Origin of the sequence: Chryseobacterium capnotolerans (genome assembly GCF_021278965.1) — a bacterium.
GTDB classification, from domain to species: Bacteria; Bacteroidota; Bacteroidia; order Flavobacteriales; family Weeksellaceae; genus Chryseobacterium; species Chryseobacterium capnotolerans.
On sequence record NZ_CP065589.1, the window covers coordinates 5,325,490 to 5,351,256 of the forward strand.

Below are 25,767 nucleotides of genomic sequence, written 5' to 3' on the forward strand. Positions count from 1 at the left end.
AAAAGAAGATAAAAAACACTTAATATTATTAATTTTATTTTTAATGATAATGGTTGTTTTTAGATGTTTTTCTTTTTAATAATGTTTATTATATTATAAATTATCTATATTTTTTATTTATTATTTTATTTTTCTTAAAAATATAATTTCTCTATTTTGGGATTTTTTTTTCTTTTTTTTGATAACTTTGTTAAAAATTTAAAGATAGTTATATCTGGAATTTTTAAGGGTTTGTACAACACATAACCAGAAAACTAATAACATGTAATCGTGAAAAAGATTACGTTCTACCTATTTGTAGATGCCTTTGTTCACTTCCTCTGAAATTTATTCATAAGAATCCAATTTAATATACCCTGTTTTCCGGATAATACATTTACGATCCTGGCTTTGGTCGACAAGGCCTGGATTGGGATAATGTTTTGAATTCTATCTGATTTTCAAAACATTATATGGGTTATACGTTCGTTTTACCTTCTAAACACTTTTTAATTCTATATGGTATGAAAAAAGATTCACCTTAAAGATTTTTGCTGTAATATTTTGTATTGCAGTATCTCATACCTGGGCAAGGGCGGCTTCTACCTCCCTGTCTGTTGAGACCAGTACAAGATTCATGCATAGGGCAGCTTTACCGCCAAGTACCTATGATCTGGATCCGCTTATCATTATTTCACAGAATGTGAATGAGAAGGGATTGGTAGTTATGAAAGGAAACTTTCAAAAACCCACTACCGCAGGAGATGTAAAAGTTACCATTAAGTACAAGGATGCTCAAAACAACTGGATTCCTGTATGGTGCAAAACTTTTGTAGGAAATTATGACTACGATGAAGAGCTTACGGCTAATTTCGAGCTGCCGCAATCCACTTTGGCTTCACATTCCGTAAAAATCGAATTAAGTTCGAATGAAACGCTAACCAATTGGTCCTCTGTTTCATGGAATAAGTCAGTAAGCCATTACAAGCAATCCGATTATACCTATGGGAATTGTGATCTGGATGAAAACCAGTACACGATTCTGTTTACCCCCTAAAAAAGACGGAACTGTTTTATATAACGCGAATGGATCTGTATCAGGAATAAAAGATAGGGTAACTTCCCAGCATCTGGCGAGAAAACTGGATAATATTGTTTTGTCTTTTCAGGGAAGAGCGGTATTAGAAAATTCTAATGCCAATTCACCATTGGTTAACATTGCAAACCCAAATAAACTTTCTACGATAGCCAGTTCGCAGAAATATATTTATCAGAACAGTGATACCAGTCCTTTCGAGTTTTCTTATCATGATCCGGTATATATGTTTGCAGGAAAGTTCTCCAATGAAAGTTTCTTTATCAACTTCAGCAATTGGTTTTTACTTGCATCTGAAGGAGGGGAGGATTTAGGCAGAGGATATCTGGATTTTACAAAGCCTAATGCTCTTGTGAACCGATATTATAACCTTTATAATTACATCAATGAAAAATTGGGAGACGTTTTTGCTAATCAGCAGCCTGTTGTTATTGTGATCAGCAAGGTTACCGGATTAAGAGTTTATAAAGCCAATGGACAGTATATTTCTCTTAATGCTACCAGTAATTACAATACAATTGATGATTTTGGGTATCCTCCTCTTAATGGCAAGCAGAGAGGGCCTGGTTCTGAGAATTTTTCGTTAAGTAATACTTCTCAGGCCTCACTATATGGTGTTGGGGCTATCAGAAACAGAAAAGTGATCAATAGCTGGAATGGTCCGTCAAGGCCTTTGATGGATATCGAAAGTGAGATCAATAAATTTATAAAATATGTAGGGATTTTTAAAAATCAAATCACAGAGGAATGTCCTGTTTCCTGTTTTACAATTAACTCCGGAGCAGTATCTGACTATGGAGATTGGTCTAAAGCACCCAACAGTTATATCTTCACGGGTAAGAATAAAAATAATAATGCTGATGTGGATGGTCTTTATATCCCTGTAAAAAAAGCCTATAAAATGTGGAACTCGAACCCGCTTATGGGTGGAAGTCCTATTCCTTCCGGTACTGTAACAGCAGATGTGTATTGGGAAGACATCCATGGATTGATAAAATCCGGAGACAATTACAGTTTGGAGATTATAGGATCCGGAGAGGATGCAAAAATAAAAGTTCCGATCAACAAAACGAAAGAAGGAAATGCTGTCATTGCCTACAAGGTAAACGGAGAAGTTTTCTGGTCTTGGCATGTCTGGGTGACTGATGATCCTACCAACGGTTCAACTTATAAAAGTTTTGATGGAGTGAAAAGACAAAGAACTGATGGAACTCTGGAATTAATCCCTGATTCCGACTGGGGATGGATGGATAGAAACCTGGGTGCTTTAAGCAATACCATCACTGGAACTGAATATAACAAAAATGGAGGTCTTCTTTATCAATGGGGAAGAAAAGATCCTATTCCGCCCCTGGTATACAAAGGAAATGATTTTTATGAAGCTTCGGGATCTGTTGGAAGAATAAGACACAGACAATCCAGAAATATGGCTAATGGTTCTCAGAAGATTGATAACTTAATTAAACTGGTAATATTGTCAAATGCTACCGTTCCTAATAATCTTCGTTTATCCATTAAAAATCCATTAAGCTTAATTTATGTGAACAAAGATGATAATTCCGGACAGGCGCTTTATAGTAACAATGCCAATCTTCAGGTAAATTGGTTTGGGAATTCACCCACATTGCCTCCGAATAGATTAAGTGAATTAAACTTGTGGTCTGATAACTCAAAAGGTATTATTACCAACGAAGATTTGAGTAGTGACAATATTGCAAATCCTTATAGAGATAAGTCATCTTTTGACCCTTGTCCCAACGGATGGAGAATACCTTCCGTCTTGGTAGCCAATTTAGGAAACGGAAGCTATATTGATGATGTAAGGGTAGATTTTAGTCCGTATGGTATTAAGAATAATATCTCTATCAATACCTTTGAAGCGAATAAGTATCATATCATTAAACCTAATGATAATAATACTCCCGCTTATATGAAAGGGTTTAAAATATACAACAATGTTGGGGTGGATCTCAGCAATGTAGGCGGAAATAATATGGGACTTTTCCCTGGTACGGGTATGCTTGTAAGAAATTACCATGAAGGGCAGTATACCGATCAGCATGAAACCTACTTATGGACAGCAACAATGACCCGGTTTTTTGATGCAACTCCTTCTGTTTCAGCTAGAAATTTTCGTATGATTCCTGATAGAGATCAGCCGGATGTTCCTGATCCTTCCTTACCTTCCATCACCGGAAGATATCAATATTATCCTTTATCTGGGGGAGTAACATCTGCAGCTCATGGATGCAGATGTATTAAAGATCCTTTATATGAAGTTAACAATTATAACTTCCCTACAGAGTTCTTTAATAACGCTGTGGAATATGCTGAAGGATTAAATAATCCGAACTCTTATACCCTTGTTAAAAGTACAGCAGAATCTACCATTCAGATCCCAATCAGCAAAGCATTCTCTGCTCAGAGTAAACTGCTTAATAATCCTGATATCCTGAATTCTTCGAATTTCAATAATTTGAAAGTTAATGTATTATGGTCTACCGCTGCCGGCTTAATCAGTAATATAGCACTTTCTAATCCTGCTCCTGCTTCATTGGCTGATATTTCCAACACCAATATCAATGTTAAGATTGCTCCCAACCAATCTGGGAATGCTGTTGTTACCCTGCATAATGGAAGTATTACCAATCCTGTTTACTGGAGCTGGCATATCTGGGTAACCAATACCCCAATCAGCTCTGCTACTTATGTTACTGAATTACCTAACCAGGCCGCTGTTAATTACATCAATTATATCAAACCTGGTGAAGTGATCAAAACAGAAATAATGGATAGAGATCTTGGAGCTAACCAGGCTATTGCTGAAGCCAATAAAACGGTTACTACAGGAGGATTACACTTTCAATGGGGTAGAAAAGATCCGCTGCCTGTTTTTGTGAATGCGAACAGAAACTCAGCTCCTGTTTATTTAGGGACGGTACAGGCTAATGGCAGTGTTACTTATACTACCTTGTCTGCTGCAACTTATTATTCAGATTCTTATCTTAAAAAGTATCCTGACTATTCGGTGCAAGCCAATGTATTGGCTACAGATAAAGTGTCTGATAAAATAAGCAAGGTTTTATCCTATTCTGTGAAAAACCCTATGACTTTCATGGTTCCTAATATGACCACGAAATCAGCAGATACTAATCACACCAATGGGGCAGATTGGTTGGCGAATGAACCCAATCTAGCTCCGGAAAGATGGGGGAGAGGAGGTAAAAAGTCTCCTTTTGATCCTTGTCCGGAAGGATGGAGGATTCCTGATCCAACAGGAGTGTCTAATACCAATGTAGGAACAAGCCCTTTTTATAGACCTACTACAGGAATCAGTATTCCTAATAATTATGGGGGTACAAGAATTAACAGAAATCCTTACAGTTCCGCAGCTATCGGGTATTCTTTTGGTGATGCAGCTTATAATATTGGAAGTTTTGCCAATTTAGGTGTAAGAGGAGGCAGAAATACCATAGAAGCAACTCCTGCAGCGCCGGATTTCAATGCTATTGATTACATTTATGGAGGTTTTTGGTTAGGGGCTTTAGGTTCCAATTATACCGGAAGAGCATTAAGAACGGAGATACAATATGTGGGAAACTATTTATTTCCGTTTAGCAGTAATGCTGATCCCTATTTTGCTCAGAACTGCCGTTGTGTTAAAGTACAATATGATGAAAACGGAAATGAATTAGGCCCTATTCCTAAACTGCAGATTACCTCATTGTCTGCCACTAGAGCGACCAATGTTTTAGCAAAATCAGTCATTGAGGACAAAATAACTCAAAATAAACTTGAGTTATTCCCTAATCCTGTGAAAAGTATATTGTATATTAAAGGTAATGACAGCGTGAAAGAATATTATTATCAGATCTATAATATGTCTGGCCAGATGATAAAATCGGGTAAATTTGAAAATGAACAGACTGACCTTTCTTCTTTGTTATCGGGAGCGTATTTAGTAAGAATCAACAATTCTGAAACCATAGTGAAGATTATTAAAGAGTAACACGAATCATGTGAAATTTAGAACCGTCTCAAAGACTGAGACGGTTTTTTTATAGAGCTAAAAATAGGGTGTCTGTTTAATTTTATGTGAATATTTGTTTGGACCGTAAGGTTTAGTTGAAAGAGAAATGAAGCTGATAGACAATTTTTTATTGAATTATAAAAATATCATTTTCTTGTCTGCTGTTTTCATTACCGACTTTATTTACCATGTTCTATCTTATGAATTGGATATTGGTATAGGCTTCTTATTAAAGTTTTTTTAAAAAATTAGCCATCTTCAATCTTATAAGAATATTAGAATACTCTTTAAAATAAATCAACAATAATTTTTTATAATTGACCTAAATCAGCTGTGAAAAGTTTGAAAAATAGGAACATTCATTTATTTTTTTTCAAATGTAATGGCGGTTTTTAAGATCTTCTTTATAGTAAATTGGATTTATGATATTCTAAATCACTTGTTTTTGATTTAATGAGGTGTTTTTTCAAAAAAACAAACTCCCTATTGTGGGAGAAGATATTTTTTTTATCTTTGCTAAGGCTTTAAATATCAGGATTATCTGATTTTTTTAGTTATTTAAAAACACACCAGGAAAACTTAAAAACAAATAAGCATGGAAAAAAATATTTTCTATACATGGGCCTATTATTCGCTTCATGATTCCCACAACGTATTCAGAGAAATCTGATTCTACCAGTATATATTCCAAGTGAAAATTGAAATCCCAGCTTTAATTATCAAGTTGGAATTAGAACTTTATTTTTAATTCTATTGATTGTCAGTTTCTTATTTGGATAACATGCCTGTTTTACCCATTAAAAACACTTTTAATTTTATACGTATGAAAAAAAAATCGACCTTAAAGATTTTTGCAGCAGTACTTTGTATTGCATCGTCTCATACCTGGGCAAGGGCGGCTTCTACCTCCCTGTCTGTTGAGACCAGTACTAGATTCATGCATAGGGCAGCTTTACCGCCAAGTACCTATGATCTGGATCCGCTTATCATCATTTCACAGAATGTGAATGAGAAGGGATTGGTAGTTATGAAAGGAAACTTTCAAAAACCCACTACCGCAGGAGATGTAAAAGTTACCATTAAGTACAAGGATGCTCAAAACAACTGGATTCCTGTATGGTGCAAAACTTTTGCAGGAAATTATGATTACGATGAAGAGCTTACGGCTAATTTCGAGCTGCCGCAATCCACTTTGGCTTCACATTCCGTAAAAATCGAATTAAGTTCAAATGAAACGCTAACCAATTGGTCCTCTGTTTCCTGGGATAAATCAGTAAACCATTACAAGCAATCTGATTATACCTATGGGAATTGTGATCTGGATGAAAACCAGTACACGATTCTGTTTACCCCTAAAAAGAACGGAACTGTTTTATATAACGCGAATGGATCTGTATCAGGGGTAAAAGACAGGGTAACTTCCCAGCATCTGGCGAGAAAACTGGATAATATTGTTTTGTCTTTCCAAGGAGATGCAGCATTAGATAATTCTAATGCCAATTCACCATTGGTTAACATTGCAAACCCAAATAATCTTCCTACGATAGCCAGCTCGCAGAAATATATTTATCAGAACAGTGATACGAGTCCTTTTGAGTTCTCTTATCATGATCCGGTATATATGTTTGCAGGAAAGTTCTCCAATGAAAGTTTCTTTATCAACTTCAGCAATTGGTTTTTACCAGCAGATCAAGGAGGTGAAGCCTGGGGTAGAGGATATCTGGATTTTACTAATCCTAATGCTCTTGTGAACCGATATTATAACCTTTATAATTACATTAATGAAAAGCTGGGTGATGTTTTTGTCAATCAGCAGCCTGTTGTTATTGTGATCAGCAAGGTTACCGGATTAAGGGTTTATAAAGCCAATGGACAATATATTTCCCTTAGCTCGATAAGCAACTACAATACGACGAATGATTTTGGGTATCCACCTCTTAATGGCAAGCAGAGAGGGCCTGGTTCTGAGAACTTTTCGTTAAGTAATACCTCCCAGGCATCATTGTATGGAGTAGGGGCTATCAGAAACAGAAAAGTGATCAACAGCTGGAATGGTCCGTCAAGACCTTTGATGGATATCGAAAGCGAGATCAATAAATTTATAAAATATGTAGGGATTTTTAACAACCCAATTACAGAGGAATGTCCTGTTGCGTGCTTTACAATTAACTCCGGAGCAGTATCTGACTATGGAGATTGGTCTAAAGCACCCAACAGCTATATCTTCACGGGCAAGAATAAAAATAATAATGCTGATGTAGACGGTCTTTATATTCCTGTAAAAAAGGCATATAAAATGTGGAATTCCAACCCGCTTATGGGCGGAAGTCCTATTCCTTCCGGTACTGTAACAGCAGATGTGTATTGGGAAGACATCCATGGATTGATAAAATCCGGAGACAATTACAGTTTGGAAATTATAGGATCCGGAGAGGAGGCTAAAATAAAAGTTCCGATCAACAAAACGAAAGAAGGAAATGCAGTAATCGCTTACAAGGTAAACGGAGAAATTTTCTGGTCCTGGCATGTCTGGGTGACTGATGATCCTACCAACGGTTCAACATACAAGAGTTTTGATGGGGTGAAAAGACAAAGAACTGATGGAACTGTTGAATTAATCCCTGATTCCGACTGGGGATGGATGGATAGAAACCTGGGTGCTTTAAGCAATACCATCACCGGAACTGAGTTTAACAAAAACGGAGGTCTTCTTTATCAATGGGGAAGAAAAGATCCTATTCCGCCCCTGGTATACAAAGGAAATGATTTTTATGAAGCTTCGGGATCTGTAGGAAGAATAAGACACAGACAATCCAGAAATATGGCTAATGGTTCTCAGAAAATCGATGATTTGATTAAAAAGGTAACATTATCAAATGCTACTGTTCCAAATAATCTTCGCTTATCCATTAAAAATCCATTAAGCTTAATTTATGTAGACAAAAATGATAATTCCGGACAGGCGCTTTATAATAACAATGCCAACCTTCAGGTGAACTGGTTTGGGAATTCACCCACATTACCTACCAATAGATTAAGTGAATTAAACTTGTGGTCTGATAACTCAAAAGGCGTTATTACCAGCGGAGACTATAATAATGACAACAGTGCAAAGCCATATAGGGATAAATCTTCTTTTGACCCTTGTCCTAACGGATGGAGAATACCTTCTGTATTGATTGCCAATTTAGGAAATGGAAGCTATATTGATGATGTAAGGGTAGATTTTAGTCCGTATGGTATTAAGAATAATATCTCTATCAATACCTTTGAAGCGAATAAGTATCATATCATTAAACCTAATGATAATAATACTCCCGCTTATATGAAAGGGTTCAAAATATACAACAATGTTGGGGTAGATCTCAGCAATGTAGGCGGAAATAATATGGGACTTTTCCCTGGTACGGGTGTTCTTGTAAGAAATTACCATGAAGGACAGTATACCGATCAGCACGAGACGTATTTATGGACTGCAACAATGACGAAATGGTTTGACGCAACTCCTTCCGTGTCAGCAAGAGGTTTCAGGATGATTCCTGATAGAGATCAGCCGGATACTCCTGACCCTTCCTTACCTTCCATTACCGGAAGATATCAATATTATCCTATTGGCGGTGGAGCAACTTCTGGAGCCAACGGATGCCGATGTATTAAAGATCCTTTGTATGAGGTGAATAGCTATAACTTCCCTACAGAGTTCTTTAATAACGCTGTGGAATATGCTGAAGGATTAAATAATCCGAACTCTTATACCCTTGTTAAAAGTACAGCAGAATCTACCATTCAGATCCCAATCAGCAAAGCATTCTCTGCTCAGAGTAAACTGCTTAATAATCCTGATATCCTGAATTCTTCGAATTTCAATAATTTGAAAGTTAATGTATTATGGTCTACAGCTACCGGCTTAATCAGTAATATTGCCCTTTCTAATCCTGCTCCTACTTCATTGGCTGATATTTCCAACACCAATATCAATGTTAAGATTGCACCAAACCAATCTGGGAATGCTGTTGTTACCCTGCATAATGGAAGTATTACCAATCCTGTTTACTGGAGCTGGCATATCTGGGTAACCAATACCCCAATCAGCTCTGCTACTTATGTTACTGAATTACCTAACCAGGCCGCTGTTAATTACATCAATTATATCAAACCTGGTGAAGTGATCAAAACAGAAATAATGGATAGAGATCTTGGAGCTAACCAGGCTATTGCTGAAGCCAATAAAACGGTTACTACAGGAGGATTACACTTTCAATGGGGTAGAAAAGATCCGCTGCCTGTTTTTGTGAATGCGAACAGAAACTCAGCTCCTGTTTATTTAGGGACGGTACAGGCTAATGGCAGTGTTACTTATACTACCTTGTCTGCTGCAACTTATTATTCAGATTCTTATCTTAAAAAGTATCCTGACTATTCGGTGCAGGCTAATGTATTGGCAACAGATAAAGTGTCTGATAAAATAAGCAAGGTTTTATCCTATTCTGTGAAAAACCCTATGACTTTCATGGTTCCTAATATGACCACGAAATCAGCAGATACTAATCACACCAATGGGGCAGACTGGTTGGCGAATGAACCCAATCTAGCTCCGGAAAGATGGGGGAGAGGAGGTAAAAAATCTCCTTTCGATCCTTGTCCGGAAGGATGGAGAATCCCTGATTTAACCGGAGTCTCCAACACAAGCGTAGGGGCAACTCCTTTTTATAAACCTACCACCGGAGTTAGTATTCCAAATAATTATGGAGGGACAAGAATTGACAGAAGCCCTTACAGTTCCGCAGCTATCGGGTATTCTTTTGGTAATGCAGCTTATAATATTGGAAGTTTTGCCAATTTGGGTGTAAGAGGAGGCAGAAATACCATAGAAGCAACCCCTGCTGCGCCGGATTTCAATGCTATTGATTATGTATATGGAGGTTTCTGGCTAGGGGCTTTAGGTTCCAATTATACCGGAAGAGCATTAAGAACGGAGATACAATATGCTGGGAATTATATATTTCCGTTTAGCAGTAATGCAGATCCCTATTTTGCTCAGAACTGCCGTTGTGTTAAAGTACAATATGATGAAAACGGAAATGAATTAGGCCCTATTCCTAAACTGCAGATTACCTCATTGTCTGCCGCTAAAGCGACCAATGTTTTAGCAAAATCAGTCATTGAGGACAAAATAACCCAAAATAAACTTGAGTTATTCCCTAATCCTGTGAAAAGTATATTGTATATTAAAGGCAATGAAAGCGTGAAAGAATATTATTATCAGATCTATAATATGTCTGGCCAGATGATAAAATCGGGTAAGTTTGAAAATGAACAGACTGATCTTTCTTCTTTGTTATCGGGAGCGTATTTAGTAAGAATCAATAATTCTGAAACCATCGTGAAGATTATCAAAGAATAATATAAGTAGATATGAAATCATCATGATTCCATACCGCCTTTAAAAACAATAATAATTTTCATTTGAAATTTGAAACCGTCTCAGCTTTTGAGGCGGTTTCTTAGTTAGAATTAAAAAAAATTCATATTTGTTTTCATTTTATCTGAGACTCACAATGTGTATGACAAGAGTCTTTTGAAGAAAAACTCATTGATAACCTTGTTATTACTATATTTATGCTCTTATGAATAATTACAGATATTCAGTAAAAACTTTAACGCATATTAACAATTCCTTTTACGAAATTAATTACCTTTGCGTTGTTCCCAAATAACAGTATTAAAACACAAAATGCGCTCGATTACAAACTATTTTTTGAGATTTTTTTTATTAGGTATTGCTCTTTTTTTGATTTTTAAGGTTTATTTTGCCTACACCATTGCCAATGGTTATCCTTTTGGTGACTGGCTTATTAATTATCAGGATGGAGGATTTAAAAGAAGAGGATTATTAGGAACAGTCGTTTTTTTTCTATACGAAACTTTTCAGATCAAAGTGCAGTATACTGTATTTTTCTTTCAGTTTATATTTCATTTTCTTTTCTTTTATTATCTGGTACGGTTAATAAACTTGAAAAAATATACTATTTTAGATTTTGTATTTTTATTTACACCGTTTTGTCTGTGGGGATTTATTTCTGATTCTGGAATGGGGGCAAGAAAAGATGGTATTTTATGGTTTATGTTATCTTTTTTCGCCTATATTCTTACAAAAGGTAACATGAGCAAATGGCGGTGGTATTCTTTTTATATTCTCTTTTTTGTTTCGGTTTTTATACACGAGAGTTTCGTTTTCTTTTTTCCATGTTTTCTTTCTTTATACTATTTTCACACAAAAAAAGTTGAACTTTCTAAAATTTTGCTGATTTCATTATCATTCTGTATTCCAGCTTTGATTATTTTTTTTGCGGGGATGAAGAATGTTGGGTCAGAATACACTTTAGGTGTTATTAAAGCTTGTGGAATCAACCTTCAAGATGATAATATCTTTGCATGGAAAGAAAATGAGTTTATTAAATTAGATTACTATTATAAACATCTCTATGACTATTCACTTTATAGCGTAACTTTTCTGTTGCAGTTTGTCTATGTAACATTCTATTTATATATCAAAGAATTTAAGAAGGAAGATATAAGAAAACTGGTATTTTTCTTTTTGTCTGCTTATTGTGTACAGTACCTTTGTTTCTGATTGCGATTGATATTGGACGGTGGTTTTACAATTTGTTTATATTCTGGAGTGTATTGATCATTTCTCTTTTGCCAAAGAATGATTTTAAGATATCAGTTTTTGATTATAAAACTGTTTTTTCTAAAAAAAGTGTGAGTTTTATACTATTAATTTTTTTATCCAATTTTCTTTATAGGGCTCCTTCTTGTTTTGTTGGAATTGAAACAGCAGCACCATTAAGGAGATTGATGCTTTGGTTGGGCTATTTGTAAATATTTTTTAAAGGATAAGCTTAAGCTGTATGATTAATATATGATTTTTAGATAAATTAGCACTATGGATTTATTACCCCTTTATTTTCTAATCGTTTTTTTTGTTTTACTATTTCTTACTTTTAAAGAATATTCTGGAGGGTATGTAGACCCTGCGACATTATATGGGATTTGTTTTTTTCAGATTATATTAATTGGACTCCGAAATGATGTGGGACCAGATTACGGGTCTTATAAAGGGATTTTTGATTACTCTTATATTTATGATTATGGGACGATCCTGATGAATGGTATTCCTTTTAGTGGGGCTCCCAAACTGGGGATAGAATGGTTATACATATTGATGAACCGTGTTGTATTTGATCTGGGACTTCCTTTTAGTATCATTACTTTATTAGTAGCCATAATCTCACTAACACTAGTGTATAAATTCCTCATTAAAAATTCAGATTATCCTACTCTTTTACTTTTATTAGGATTTATTCCCGGAATGTTAATTTCTACAGGAGGACAGATGAGACAATCGGTGGCAGGAGGAATTATGTTTTATTCTTTTATTTTTATTAAAGAAAGAAAGTTTTGGAAGTATTTTATCTGCGTGTATCTTGCAGCAGGGTTTCATACCTCTGCGTGGGCTACTTTACCATTGTATTGGTTGGTGAAGCTTCCTTTGAATAAATTCTGGATATTTATTTTAGTGTTAGCTTCAATGATATTATCCCCATTTAAGGTGTACGAGCAGCTTGGTGTTTTTCTGAATATGATAGCAGGAGGGTCATCAATTTCAGATGGGATTAATGGATATATGGAAGAGCAGTATGCAAGGATTAATGGAGGTTTCGGGATCCCGGAAATCTTAATGGTTCTGTATACCTGTTTTATTTTATATTTTAATGATAAGTTGGAAGAGAAAAGTCCTTATTATGAGTACTATAGAAATGTGACGGTTATAGGAATATGTGCATTTTTTATTCTGAGAGAAAATCCAATTCTAAGTTCCAGGCTGGTAGGGGTTTTTATGGGATTTGTAATGCTGCTTATGGGAAATGCACTTTCTGTAGTTTCTAAAAGAGAAAAACAGATCATTTTTTCCGGACTTCTTTTTATTATATTTTTTAACTTCTGTATTTTCTCCATTTTTAATGCTAAAAAGGCTAATTATTCTATAGATACCTATAAGAATTTCGTATTACCTTAATGAAGTTCACTTTTTGATTGCAGTTATACTTAGAAAATAAAACTTACTTCACATATTATTTATATAGGTAACACGTTATTTTGTTATTTCGTTTTTTATGAATTTTAAAGCGCTTTATGAAGATGAGAAAGATAGTTCAGAATTTTAATATCAAGATTTTTATCTACTTTTTGATAATAATAACCACACTATATACTCTTGCATTTACCCTTATATTTAATCTTAAAGATGATGGATATATTCTTGCAGACTGGCTGATTAATTACGAAGACGGCGGGTTCAAAAGAAGAGGCTTATCCGGGAGTTTCTTTTTTATTCTGCAGGATATAACGGGGCTTCGTCTTAATTATATTGTGTATTTCTTTCAATTTGTGATTATTTCCCTATTCTTTTGGTATTATACAAAACTTATCAGGTACAAAATAACAGATTTGCTGTATCTCTCACTTTTATTGTCTTCTATTGGTTTTATAGGGCTTTTAAATACAGTGACTTATGTAGGGAAAAAAGAATTTATTGTATTTCTGTTATTTACTTACTTTGCATACCTTTTAGACAATCATAAACTTTCAAAGTATAAAGAATACATCTTCTGCTTACTGCTTTTTATAAGTACACTTTTGCACGAGGTTACCCTGTTCTATGTTCCTTACTTTGCGATTGCATTATATCTGAAAAACGGAAAACTGGAAATCAGAAGGTATACAAAATATTTCCTCGCAGTAATGATTCCAGCTGCAGCTATTGTCTTGTTCGGAAAAAATGTAAACGAAGGAATTTCATTAGAAATACTGAGCAAAAGAGGAGTACATCCTACCTACGGAATTTTCTATTGGGATATTGATGAAAGACAATATATTAAAGAACATCTTAATGAATATTTGCTTTACTTTATCAGTTTAGGAATAAGTGTATTTCATATAGGCTATTATTTAAAATATCTAAAAGGGCAAAAGATTTTATATATTTTATTAATCGGAGCCTTTGTGTTTTCATTACCACTGTTTTATCTTGCAATAGACTGGGGAAGATGGATGTATATTCATATGATGCTCATCATTGTTCTGTTTGGCATGATATTGAAAAAAGGAAACTCTATATATGCTTATGAACCGATAACCATTGATCGAAAATTCTATGTTATAATGGCTGTTATACTGTTGTCTTTACTATATAGAGTGGAAATGTCCGGGAAGGGTTTTACTTTTGAAGGAATACTCTATAGGCTGTTTGTTGCTCCCCTGGAATTATTAAATAAAATGTGATTTCAAAAAGTATATAATAAAAAAGCTTTACTTTTGCAAAAAAATTTTTTTAGAATGTCGAAAAATTTAGTAATCGTAGAGTCCCCGGCAAAGGCAAAAACTATTCAGAAATATTTAGGTAAGGATTTTGAAGTGAAATCCAGTTTCGGACATATCCGGGACCTTCCTAAAAAAGGAATGGGTATAGATCTTGCCACCTTTAGTCCTGATTACGAAGTTTCAGCAGACAAGAAGAAATTGGTGACAGAATTAAAAGCTGCAGTAAAGAAAGCCGAAATGGTTTGGCTGGCTTCCGATGAAGACCGCGAGGGAGAAGCTATTGCATGGCACTTAGCAGATGAATTGAAACTAAAGCCTGAAAACAGAAAAAGAATTGTTTTCCACGAGATTACTAAAAATGCCATTCTAAAAGCAATTGAAAATCCAAGGGATATCGATCAGAACTTAGTAAATGCCCAGCAGGCAAGAAGAGTGCTGGACAGAATCGTAGGTTTTGAAATGTCTCCGGTTTTATGGAAAAAAGTAAAACCAGGACTATCTGCTGGAAGAGTACAATCGGTAGCCGTAAGATTAATTGTTGAAAGAGAAAAAGAAATCCGTGAATTTGTACCCAAAGCAAGTTTTAAACTAGACGGAATTTTCTTAAACAATACAGAACAGGAAATTGCAGCTAAACTTAAAAAAGACTTTGAAAAAGAAGCTGAAGCTGAAAAATTCCTTGAGCAGGCAAAAACTACAGAATTTAAAGTTCTGAATGTTGAAACAAAGCCGGGAACACGTTCTGCATCCGCTCCTTTTACTACTTCTACACTACAGCAGGAAGCTTCATCCAGATTAGGATACAATGTGACCAATACCATGCGTCTGGCTCAGAGACTATATGAAGAAGGATTCATTACTTATATGAGAACAGACTCTGTAAACCTTTCTCAGGAAGCTATTGAAGGAGCAAAAAAACAAATTATATCAGAATACGGAGCAGAATACTCTTCTCCAAGAAACTATACTACCAAATCAGCTTCTGCACAGGAAGCTCACGAAGCTATCCGTCCTACGGATTTCGGAGTGAAGAGCATTGGAGATGCACAGTTGAATAAGCTGTATCAATTAATCTACAGAAGAACATTAGCATCTCAGATGGCGAATGCTAAAATTGAAAAAACGGTTATCGAGATCGGAAATGCTTCGTTACCCCATCATTTTGAAGCTCAGGGAGAAGTCATCATTTTTGATGGTTTCCTTAAGGCTTACGGAATTGTAAAAACCGAAGATGATGATGATGAAAACAATGAAAAGCTATTGCCAAAAGTAAAAGTTGGTGAAGTATTAAGTTATAAATCCATTACGGCAACAGAAAAATTCACCAGACCAAGTGCAAGATATACGGAAGCCGGATTGGTAAGAAAATTAGAAGAGTTAGGGATTGGTAGACCATCTACTTATGCACCAACCATTCAGACCATTCAAAATAGAGAATATGTGGATAAAAGAGAAATAGAACCACATACCCGTGAAGTGATCAAAATGTCTTTAGTAAAAGATAAGATCAAGAAAGTAGTTCTGGATGAGAAATTTGGTGGTGATAAAAATAAATTCATACCTACAGATATAGGAGAAGTTGTGAATGACTTCTTAACAGATAACTTCAGAGAAATCCTTGATTATGGTTTCACGGCAAGAGTAGAAGAGAGTTTCGACGAAATTGCAAGCGGAGATCAGAAATGGAAAGAAATGATGACGAATTTCTACTCAAAATTCCACCCGAGAATTGAAGATGTAGAAGAAAATGCAGACCGTGCAACCGGAGACAGGCTTTTAGGAGTTGACCCAAAGACCGGTAAAAATGTTCATGCAAGAATCGGAAGATTTGGAGCGATGATCCAGATCGGAGAAACTGATGATGAAGAGAAGCCGATCTTTGCTTCATTGATGTCCGGGCAGAATATTGCGACTATTACCTTTGAAGAAGCATTGGAACTCTTCAAATTGCCTTTTGAACTGAGCGATTTTGAAGGGCAGGCAGTTTCTGTGGGAGTAGGAAGATTCGGGCCTTATGTGAAATGGGGTGAAACTTTCATCAGTATTCCCAAAGGTGAAGATCCGCTTTCTGTAGATCAAAAACGTGCAGAAGAGATCATTAATGAAAAGAAAAAAGCTGATGCTCCAATCGCAACTTATAAAGGAGAACCTGTAACTAAAGGATCAGGAAGATTTGGGCCATTTATCAAATACAAAGATATTTTCGTAAACGTTCCGAAGAAATACAACTTCGAAAACCTTTCCCAGAGTGATATCAATGAACTGATTGATGCTAAGCTTGAAAAAGAAGCCAACCGATATATCCAGCAATGGGAAAAAGAAAAAATTTCCCTTGAAAACGGAAGATGGGGGCCATTCATCAAATTTGGAAAAGCCATGTTCAAGATTCCAAAGAAAAGTGATGATACCAAGTACGACGCAGAAGAATTGAAAGAAATTTCTCTGGATGAAGTCAAAAAATGGATCACAGATCAGGATAAAAATGCTTTTGCAGAAAAGAAAAAACCTGCAGCAAAAAAGGCCGTAACTACTAAGAAGACAACCGCTGCAAAAAAGCCAGCTGCTAAGAAGAAGTAATATTAATTATATCATACAAAGCTGTTAACAAATAGTGTTAACGGCTTTTTTTATGCACAAAAATCTCTGTAAGGTTCTCAGTTGTGGTGTTTTTTTGTATGTTTGTTATATCAAGCAATTATTAAACTATTACAATTTCAGGTTAAAATATGGATTTTGAAGACTTTATCATTTCGCCAAGAAATTTTAAAACAGAAAGCTGGCAGATCGGAAACCGGATTGCAAAAGATATAAAAGAAGATAGCATTGTTCTTTTATTTGTCTCGGATTATAGAGGAGCAGGCGGTGATGCAGAGGTGCAGGATTTTACAGCAGTCAGAAAAGAATTTTATAAACTTTCACAATTGGATTTTGAAATTCCGATTGTGGATTTGGGTGATTTAGTCTCAGGGAAATCTGTTCAGGATACCCACTATATTTTACAGGAAGTTTTATCAGCCTGTCATTATAAAAGAGCACTTCCGGTAATCATCGGGGGATCCAATGACTTTGCCTTTTCGCTGTTTTCAGCATTGAATTTTCATCAGAAAAGTATCAATTATACGCAAATCAGTAATATTATTTCCCTAAAACAGGGAGAAGAGATTAATGAATATACATTTTTAGGGAAAATTTTCGGAGCCAAGAATTTTTCTATTAAAAATTATCACCATTTAGGCTATCAGAAGCACTTGAACGAAATGGATTCTGTGCGATTGATTAAAGAAGTGGAGTTTGACATCATCCGTTTAGCAGAAATGATGAATTCTACAGAAAAAACAGAACCTTTCTTCAGAAAAGCAGATCTGGTTACGGTAAATTGTGACGCTGTAGAAAGTTTCAGTGAACCATTTTCTATGAATCCGCAGGTAAATGGACTGAACAGAAGAGAAATCTGTGCGTACATGAAGGAGATCGGGCTGAGTGAAAATCTGAAGACGGTAGGGATTTTTAATTATAATATTTATTCGGAAAACCAGTTGAACCATCAGCTGCTGGCTCAAATGCTATGGTATCTGATCGAAGGGATTAATATTCAGCAATCTCATCCTAAAGAACGACAGTATGAATTGTTTTATGTTTTAATTGATGAAAGACAATTTGCATTTAAGCGTGATACTTTCAGTAATTTGTGGTATTTTGGTGACGATGAAAATATAGAAAACTGCATTCCCTGTTCAAGAAAGGATTTTGATGATGCCAAAAAGGGCTGGCTGAATGCAAGACTGACGAAATTTTAATGTATGATCAACGTTCCCCCGAGAATTTCAATTATTGTTCCCGTTTATAATGTCGAAAATTATTTGACAAAATGCCTTGACTCTCTAGTTAATCAGACGCATCAGAATATTGAGATTCTTATCATAGATGACGGAAGTAAAGATGAATCCGGGAAGATCATTAAAGAGTATGCAGAAAAGTATCCGGACAAAATAAAAGCCTTTGCCAAAGAAAATGGAGGGTTAAGTGATGCCAGGAATTTTGGTTTGGATAGAGCCGATGGGAATTATATAGGTTTTGTGGATAGTGATGACTATGTTACTGAAACCATGTTTGAAGAAATGCTTCAGCTGGCAGAGAAACATCAGGCAGGAATAGTGATCTGTAATATTCAGAAAGTAAATGAAAATGGGCAGGTAACCCAAAAGCTGACTCAGATTCCCAATATGCCCGAGAAAATAAAATTAGAAGACCATTTCTCAGTTTTTTCGGATATCAGCTACTTTGCCTGCAACAAATTGTTCAAAAAGGAACTTTTTAATCAGAAAAGGTTTAAAAAAGGAGTTCATTTTGAAGATATTCAGTTGATTCCACAGCTGCTGCTGGAGTGTGAAACTATCACACAGACTCAGAGCTTTCATTATCAATACCTGGAGCGTACAGATTCTATCACGAAAACCCATACGGAAAAAGGACTTGATATACTGAAAGCAGTACAGGATGTAGAAAATGTATTTGGAGAATCCAGATATGCTCATAAAAGAAAAGAACTTAAAAACTTTCAGATTTTTGAAGGAGTATATTCTTTTCTGGCTTATCTGGCTTTTGTAAAGGATGAAAAAATGTTTTACAGCATGGCTGATAAACTATCTGTTTTCATAAGAGAAAGACAAATAAAAATTCAAGATATATTGAACTATAGTCGTTTTGGTACAAATTATCTTTTATCTTTGCCGGTGAAAAAAAAGATTTTTTATCTGTTATTTTTTGCCGGACAGAAAAAATTGATAAGAAAATTGATATAAACACAAATGTAAGTACTATTGTTTCGGACAATGGAACACGGTGACAACATAGATAGATCATCGGTTTAGTTGAATAGATAATATGTACTGGATAAGAAAAGAATGAAAAACTTTGAATTGTTCTTAAGCGGATCGGGGATAAATATTTTCTATGTAAAAATAGGATTAGGTTTCGTATTTTCCTTTTTAATTACTTTTTTCTCCATCCCTACTATTGTAAAGATTTCCAGAAGGAAAAACCTTATGGATGAACCTGGTGTCAGAAGTTCACATCTTAGAAAAATCCCAAATCTTGGAGGGATTGCCATTTTTTATTCTATAGGAATATGTGCATCTATTTTTGCATATGAACTGTTTGATCTTTATAAATTCCTGTTTGCTTCACTTATTATCCTTCTGTATATAGGAGTGATGGACGATATTGTGGTCATGAGAGCTTATAAAAAGCTTGTGGCTCAAATCTTAGTATCTTCATTAATTGTCATTGGTTCAGATATCAGAATCAGGAGCTTATTTGGAATATTTGGAGTCTATGAGCTGGGGTATTTTGTAAGTGTAGTGTTCAGTATTATTACATTTATTATTCTTATTAATGCTTTCAATCTTATTGATGGAATTGATGGGCTGGCAGGTGGTTATTCTGTAATCTGCAGTGCGTTATTTGGAATCAGTTATTATAGGTTAGGTGAATACAATTATCCGTTGGTTGTTTTGTCAGTAATCATTATTGGGACTGTTTTGGCGTTTCTGTATTACAATCTGTCAAACTACAGAACCAATAAAATATTTATGGGAGACACGGGGTCTATGCTTTTAGGATTTCTATTAGCCTTTACTTCTATTTGTTTTATAGATATTTTTATAGATAAGAATCTTGCGGATGTACCTAGGTATCACCTGCAGTCAGCCCCGGTAGTGGCAGTAGCCATTCTAATTTTACCGATTGTAGATACATTGAATGTAATCATTGTGAGACTATATAACAAGAAGTCACCTTTTGATGCTGATAAGAACCATATTCATCACAAACTTCTGAAATTAAATCTTACCCATAGAAGATCTACGTTCTATATTATTTTATATTATTTAATGATTGTAGCAGCAGCCTATTATTTAAGACACACCAATGTAAATCTTTTGTTATTACTGATTGTTTTCTTAGGCTTTTTGGGAGCATATTTACCAGATTTGATATATCGGTTAAGAAATAACAAAAATTAACAATTAAATATTACTTTTGTAAACAATATTCAAATATGATGAAGAACTTTAAGTATTTATTTTTAATATTACCTTTTCTGCTTACCTCGTGCATTACCGTAAAGGATGTAAGGTATTTACAGCCAAATGAAAGCCTTGTAATCAATGAAGAAGGTCTTGTTCCCTACAATATTCCTGTATACAGGATTACCAAAAATGATATGCTTAACCTTAATATTGTGACTACACCCAAAGGAGATGCAGCACAATTTTACTCCGCATATAATACCTCAGGCGGAGTAGGTGGTGGTGGAGTTGTAAACGTTGGAGCTACAGGCGGTGCTACAGGTACAACATCAGGAGGAAATCTCAATTTCTATTTTAATGGATTAAAAGTAGATGGCAACGGAGATATTAATATTTTCGGAATAGGATATATTAAAGCAGAAGGAAGAACTCTTGATGATGTCTCAAAAGAAATACAAGCTAAAGTAAATGAAAATTTCCAGGAAGGAAAATCTCAAGTAAGACTGAATACCGACGGAATTACTTATTACATTCTTGGTGACTTGGAGACTACGGGATTATCAGGAGAAAAAATAGCTCATAAAAATACACTTACCATTACTGAAGCATTGGCTATTAATGGAGGGCTGAACAGAACCGTAGATAAAAAAGAAGTTGTTATCCATAGAAAACTTCCGGAAGGAATCAAAATTGCTAAAATAGATCTTACCCGTGAAGACCTTATGAACTCTCCTTACTATTATATACAGAATGGAGATGAAATTTATCTTAATACCAGAAGAAAAAGCTTGAACGGATTCGGTAAAGATCCTATCCAGACAATGCTTACTGGTGTTACGGCTATTACGACTGCATTATCTATATATGTACTCCTACAAAGACTTTAATTCTATGATCCCAGGAAAAGAAACTAACGTAGGAAAAAGCGAAGCTCCCAAAGATAAGTACGGAACTTTTGCATTGTTTGATATTGAACACTTTATAAGAAGGCTGCTTAAAAACTGGTATTGGTTTATCCTTATGTTCTTTATTGGTTATGCCGTCTCTTGGGCATATAGTAAGTATTATGCTCAGAATGTATATGCTTCAGACTTGTCTTTAAGTATCTCCAATAATACCTCAAGTTATTTTAGCCCTAATCAGTCCATTAATTTCATTTGGGGACAGGGAGGAAATCAAGATGGTGTTTATTTAAAGAAAATGCTTTTGTCAAGATCTCATAATGAATATTTGGTAAAGGAATTGAACCTTTTTGTGGGCTATTCTACCAAAGGATTTATAAAGACTACCTATCTGGATAAAGATGATTCCCCTGTTTTTTTCGAAATTGATAAAAAACATCTTCAGCAGGTAAATTATCCAATCACTATACTGCCAAAAGGAAATGGTACGTATGAAATAGTATTGCCTGAAGAAGGGCAATCCACAAGTTTGTATAATTATGAAGTAGAAGGCTTTCAGAATATTAATGCATACAATAGACCGGCAAATAAGATTATTAGAATCAATGAATGGTATAATTCTCCAAATTTGAGATTTAAGTTGGTTCAAAATCCGGTTACTCCTAACATCAAACTTGATAATATTATTATCAATTTAACGACTATAAACCAGGGGGTTAATGATATTGTATCTACCCTGGGAGTAGGGTTTGATAAGGAAATTAATACTATTATGATTATCAATAAAAAAGGGTATAATCTTAATGGTACGGTGAACTTCCTTAACAAATCAGTTGCTGAGCTTCAGAAAAAAGACTTGAAGATAAAAATATCGTTAATAAAAATACAACAGCTTACTTACAAGGAAGCCTGGACGGAATACGTAAAAGATTGGACTCCGCAGGTGCTGTCCTGAATAATCTGAAAACTTCAGAAAAACTTTATGATATTAAAAATAGAGATGAAAAATCTCTGGAAACTATAAAAGAACTTGAAGCTAAAAAAGCAGATATCATAAGCAAAGTTAACTCTCTGAATAATATTAGAAATACACTTCAGTCACAGAATTTTGATAAAATGATTGCTACGAATGCGGCAGGTTTTGAAGATGGATTCTTCTCCGCTTCAGTAAGCGAACTTAAGGCACTGTATACAAAAAGAAGCGAACTAGCTTTAATTTATAAACCTACTTCTGAGCCAATGAAAGAAGTAAACAGGTTAATTAATGAAGCTAAAACCAGTTCTTTTAACAGTTTAAAAAACTATTATACTAAATATTATGATGAGATCAATAAAATTGATCGTCAGGTATCAGACGCTAATGTTGATTTAACAACCTATCCTGAAAAAGAAAGAAGATATCTGGATGCAGAAAGAGGATATAATATGATTGAGGCTACCTATAACAGCCTTTTAAACAGACAGAATGAAGCCCGTTTAAATGTAGCAACCAATCAATCAGACATTAGTGTGATTGACCCGGCCAAAAATATTGGACAGGGGCCTGTAAGTCCTAATATTAAAACAGCAAAAACAAGTATAATAGGTGGAATGTTATTCATTCCAATACTGTTTATTCTTATAGGTGAGCTGCTTGATAATAAGATTAGAAATATTAAAGAGCTATTAGGAGTTACAAAAATTCCTCTTCTTGGAGTGATTGGAAATAACAACAGCGAAAATATGCTTACGGTTTTGGATCAGCCAAAATCATCTGTTTCAGAGGCATTTAGAGGAATCAGAGCCAATATGAGATTCCTGATGAATAATGAAGATGAGAAAGGGAAAGTGATATTGGTAACCTCTTCCGTAGGAGGGGAAGGAAAAACTTATGTTTCCATTAACCTGGCTTCTGTATTAGGCTTAAGTGATAAAAAGACAATTCTTTTAGGAATGGACCTTAGAAAACCAAAGATCTTTGGTGATTTTAAGATTGATAACAAATATGGTATATCAAACTATCTTACAGGAGAAGTACATATTGATCAGATTATTAATCATACAAAAATCCCGAATCTGGATGTTGCTACCTCAGGACCTATTCCTCCAAACCCTTCAGAATTACTGATGAGTCAGAAGAATGTTCAGTTCTTACAGGAACTGAAGGAAAAATATGATTTTATTATTATAGATTCTCCGCCGGCCGGCCTGGTAGCAGATTCTTATGAACTCATGAAATACTCTGATGCCAATATCTATGTGGTGCGTCATGAGTATACCGAAAAATATATGATGAAGCTCATCACAGAGAAATATCAGAATAATGAAATTGAACATTTAGGACTTATTTATAACGATTATAATACGAAGCAGGGATACGGGTATGGCTATGGTTACGGATACGGCTATGGTTACGGCTATTTTGATGAAGATAAAAATTATAAAGAACCGCTATTAATTAGATTACGGAATAAGATGCAGAGAATGTTTAATAAAAAATAGAGCCTTAAACCCTCATTCGATGGGGGTTTTTTCATACTATATGTATTTTCATTCTATGGAAAAAAGAATATTTTTGCCACTTTGCCGTTTACTTTATAACAAATTATGTTTTTTTGTTTATTTTTAACTAAACATTAAGATTATCATTAATATAAAAATGTTTTATATTTGCAAAAATTAAATTTTAAAATAACCATAAATCCATATTCTTTTATGAATAAAAAATTATTGTTTAGCTTCCTTGCCTTCCTTGGAGTGGTAAGTGTTAAAGCACAAAGAAACGAATTGGGGGTTCGTCTAGGTATGAGTAACCTAGTGGGTGATGTAGGGAGCACAAGTTATATTTTACAAAAGCCGTTGGATTTAAATAGAATGTCGGATTGGGGGATCCCATTTTATGGTGGAATTTTATATAGATTTAATTTTAACCCGCACCAAACTGTTAGATTGGATTTAGGGTATAACCAAATTCAGTTTAGCGATAAAGCTGCAAAAGAAGAATATAGAAGAAATAGAAATGCATACGGGAAAAACAATGTATATGAAGCAAGTTTAATGTTTGAATATAATTTTTTCCCGGTTAATAATGAACAGATCAGTATGGTGAGTCCATATATTTTCGGAGGTATTGGAGCCTTGATGTTTGATGCGCCTAAAGCTAATCTTTCCCATGATTTCAGAAGAGATCCGGATGGAGTGGCATTGGCTCCGATTAATGAAATGGACTTTAAAACAAACACTGAATATTCATTAGGAAAAAAAGTTACCATGCATATCCCTTTTGGAGTAGGGCTAAAGTATAAATTTAACCATACTTGGGCTATATTTGCAGAAGCAACATTTAGATATACTCTGACAGATCAGCTTGATCATAGTAAGATTCTTTCTGAGGATGTAAAAAGTTCCTTTAATGCTGATATCCTGGATCCGGTTTCAGGAGGCTCATTATTAGAATCAGGAAACTATTACGCCGTTGCAAAGGAAAGAGAAGAAGAGTTTATTAAAAAAAGAAATATTGGAGATGATAAATCCAAAGACTGGTTAAATACATTCAGTTTAGGATTGACGTTTTCGTTTGGAAGACCTCCATGTTATTGTGATTAATTAATATGTCGTTGATTAAAGATAAAATAAATTCTGAGAATTTACCAAAACACGTAGCCATCATTATGGATGGTAATGGGAGATGGGCAAAATCTCGTGGCGAAGAAAGAACCTTCGGTCACAAAAATGCCATTAATGCTGTAAGAAATGCTATTAATGCATGTAATGAGATCAATATCCCTTATTTAACACTTTACACATTTTCTTCAGAAAATTGGAGCCGTCCATCTGAAGAAGTGAATACCCTCATGAACTTACTTGTGGAAACCCTGCTGCTGGAAGCAGAGGAAATCTTTAGTAAAGGATTGAGAATGCATGTGATAGGGAATCTTGAGAAGCTGCCTGATTTAGTAAGAGAGCAGCTGCAGCGTGTGGTAGAACTTACAAAAGAAAACACAAAAGGAAACCTTGTACTGGCGATCAGCTATGGCTCACAAAACGAAATACTGGATGCCGTTAAAAATATCAGCTCAGATGTAAAAGAAGGAAAAGTAGATGTAGAGAATATAGATGAAAAATTATTCGAAAATTATCTCTATACCAAAGATTTTCCTCCTGTAGATCTATTGATAAGAACCAGTGGCGAAATAAGAATAAGCAACTTCCTTCTTTGGCAGATTGCTTATGCTGAATTACAGTTTTTAAATGTTCTATGGCCGGATTTTACCAAAGATATTTTCTTCCAATGTATTGTTGATTATCAAAACAAAGAAAGAAGATACGGATTAACCGGAGAGCAGATACAAGGCCAATAAATTT

The 25,767-nt window shown here is 34.8% G+C and carries 12 protein-coding genes and 1 pseudogene; all 13 read left to right on the forward strand.

Going from position 1 to position 25,767, the window contains the following annotated elements; all coding sequences use genetic code 11:
* Positions 1 to 616: 616 nt before the first annotated feature.
* The 13 genes and pseudogenes from H5J24_RS25350 to uppS all read left to right on the forward strand — a co-directional run bounded on the left by H5J24_RS25350 (position 617) and on the right by uppS (position 25,763).
* Positions 617 to 1,036: a hypothetical protein gene (locus tag H5J24_RS25350; RefSeq protein ID WP_232815942.1), complete on the forward strand. Its 420-nt coding sequence runs from the start codon at positions 617 to 619 to the stop codon at positions 1,034 to 1,036.
* Complete coding sequence (locus H5J24_RS25355) at positions 1,002 to 5,084, forward strand: T9SS type A sorting domain-containing protein (protein ID WP_232815943.1); 4,083 nt, start codon at positions 1,002 to 1,004, stop codon at positions 5,082 to 5,084. Before H5J24_RS25350 ends, H5J24_RS25355 begins: the two co-directional genes overlap by 35 nt.
* 844 nt (positions 5,085 to 5,928) lie before the next feature.
* The gene (locus H5J24_RS25360) at positions 5,929 to 10,509 is read left to right on the forward strand and encodes a T9SS type A sorting domain-containing protein (protein ID WP_167386946.1); all 4,581 of its coding nucleotides are present in this window, start codon (positions 5,929 to 5,931) and stop codon (positions 10,507 to 10,509) included.
* Positions 10,510 to 12,054: 1,545 nt separating this feature from the next.
* Complete coding sequence (locus H5J24_RS25365) at positions 12,055 to 13,188, forward strand: EpsG family protein (protein WP_068939328.1); 1,134 nt, start codon at positions 12,055 to 12,057, stop codon at positions 13,186 to 13,188.
* A gap of 122 nt (positions 13,189 to 13,310) precedes the next feature.
* Positions 13,311 to 14,453 carry a hypothetical protein gene (locus tag H5J24_RS25370; RefSeq protein ID WP_141395607.1) on the forward strand — a complete coding sequence of 381 codons (1,143 nt, stop codon included), beginning with the start codon at positions 13,311 to 13,313 and terminating at the stop codon, positions 14,451 to 14,453.
* A 54-nt stretch (positions 14,454 to 14,507) separates the two neighbouring features.
* The gene (topA, locus tag H5J24_RS25375) at positions 14,508 to 17,069 is read left to right on the forward strand and encodes a type I DNA topoisomerase (protein WP_068939332.1); all 2,562 of its coding nucleotides are present in this window, start codon (positions 14,508 to 14,510) and stop codon (positions 17,067 to 17,069) included.
* Between the two features lie 149 nt (positions 17,070 to 17,218).
* Positions 17,219 to 18,289 (forward strand): formimidoylglutamase, encoded by a 1,071-nt coding sequence (locus tag H5J24_RS25380; RefSeq protein ID WP_068939335.1) that lies wholly within the window; start codon positions 17,219 to 17,221, stop codon positions 18,287 to 18,289.
* Between the two features lie 3 nt (positions 18,290 to 18,292).
* Complete coding sequence (locus tag H5J24_RS25385) at positions 18,293 to 19,294, forward strand: glycosyltransferase family 2 protein (RefSeq protein ID WP_068939337.1); 1,002 nt, start codon at positions 18,293 to 18,295, stop codon at positions 19,292 to 19,294.
* 102 nt (positions 19,295 to 19,396) lie between these two features.
* Positions 19,397 to 20,515 carry a glycosyltransferase family 4 protein gene (locus tag H5J24_RS25390; RefSeq protein WP_068939339.1) on the forward strand — a complete coding sequence of 373 codons (1,119 nt, stop codon included), beginning with the start codon at positions 19,397 to 19,399 and terminating at the stop codon, positions 20,513 to 20,515.
* 38 nt (positions 20,516 to 20,553) lie between these two features.
* On the forward strand, positions 20,554 to 21,408 hold the full coding sequence (locus H5J24_RS25395) for a polysaccharide biosynthesis/export family protein (RefSeq protein WP_068939342.1): 855 nt from the start codon (positions 20,554 to 20,556) through the stop codon (positions 21,406 to 21,408).
* 4 nt (positions 21,409 to 21,412) lie between these two features.
* A pseudogene (locus H5J24_RS26340) lies at positions 21,413 to 23,904 on the forward strand (exopolysaccharide transport family protein).
* A gap of 213 nt (positions 23,905 to 24,117) precedes the next feature.
* Positions 24,118 to 25,008, forward strand: a complete 891-nt coding sequence (gene porG / locus H5J24_RS25405) for a type IX secretion system protein PorG (protein ID WP_068939349.1) — start codon at positions 24,118 to 24,120, stop codon at positions 25,006 to 25,008.
* Positions 25,009 to 25,013: 5 nt separating this feature from the next.
* Positions 25,014 to 25,763 (forward strand): undecaprenyl pyrophosphate synthase, encoded by a 750-nt coding sequence (gene uppS, locus H5J24_RS25410; protein WP_068939351.1) that lies wholly within the window; start codon positions 25,014 to 25,016, stop codon positions 25,761 to 25,763.
* Positions 25,764 to 25,767: the final 4 nt, after the last annotated feature.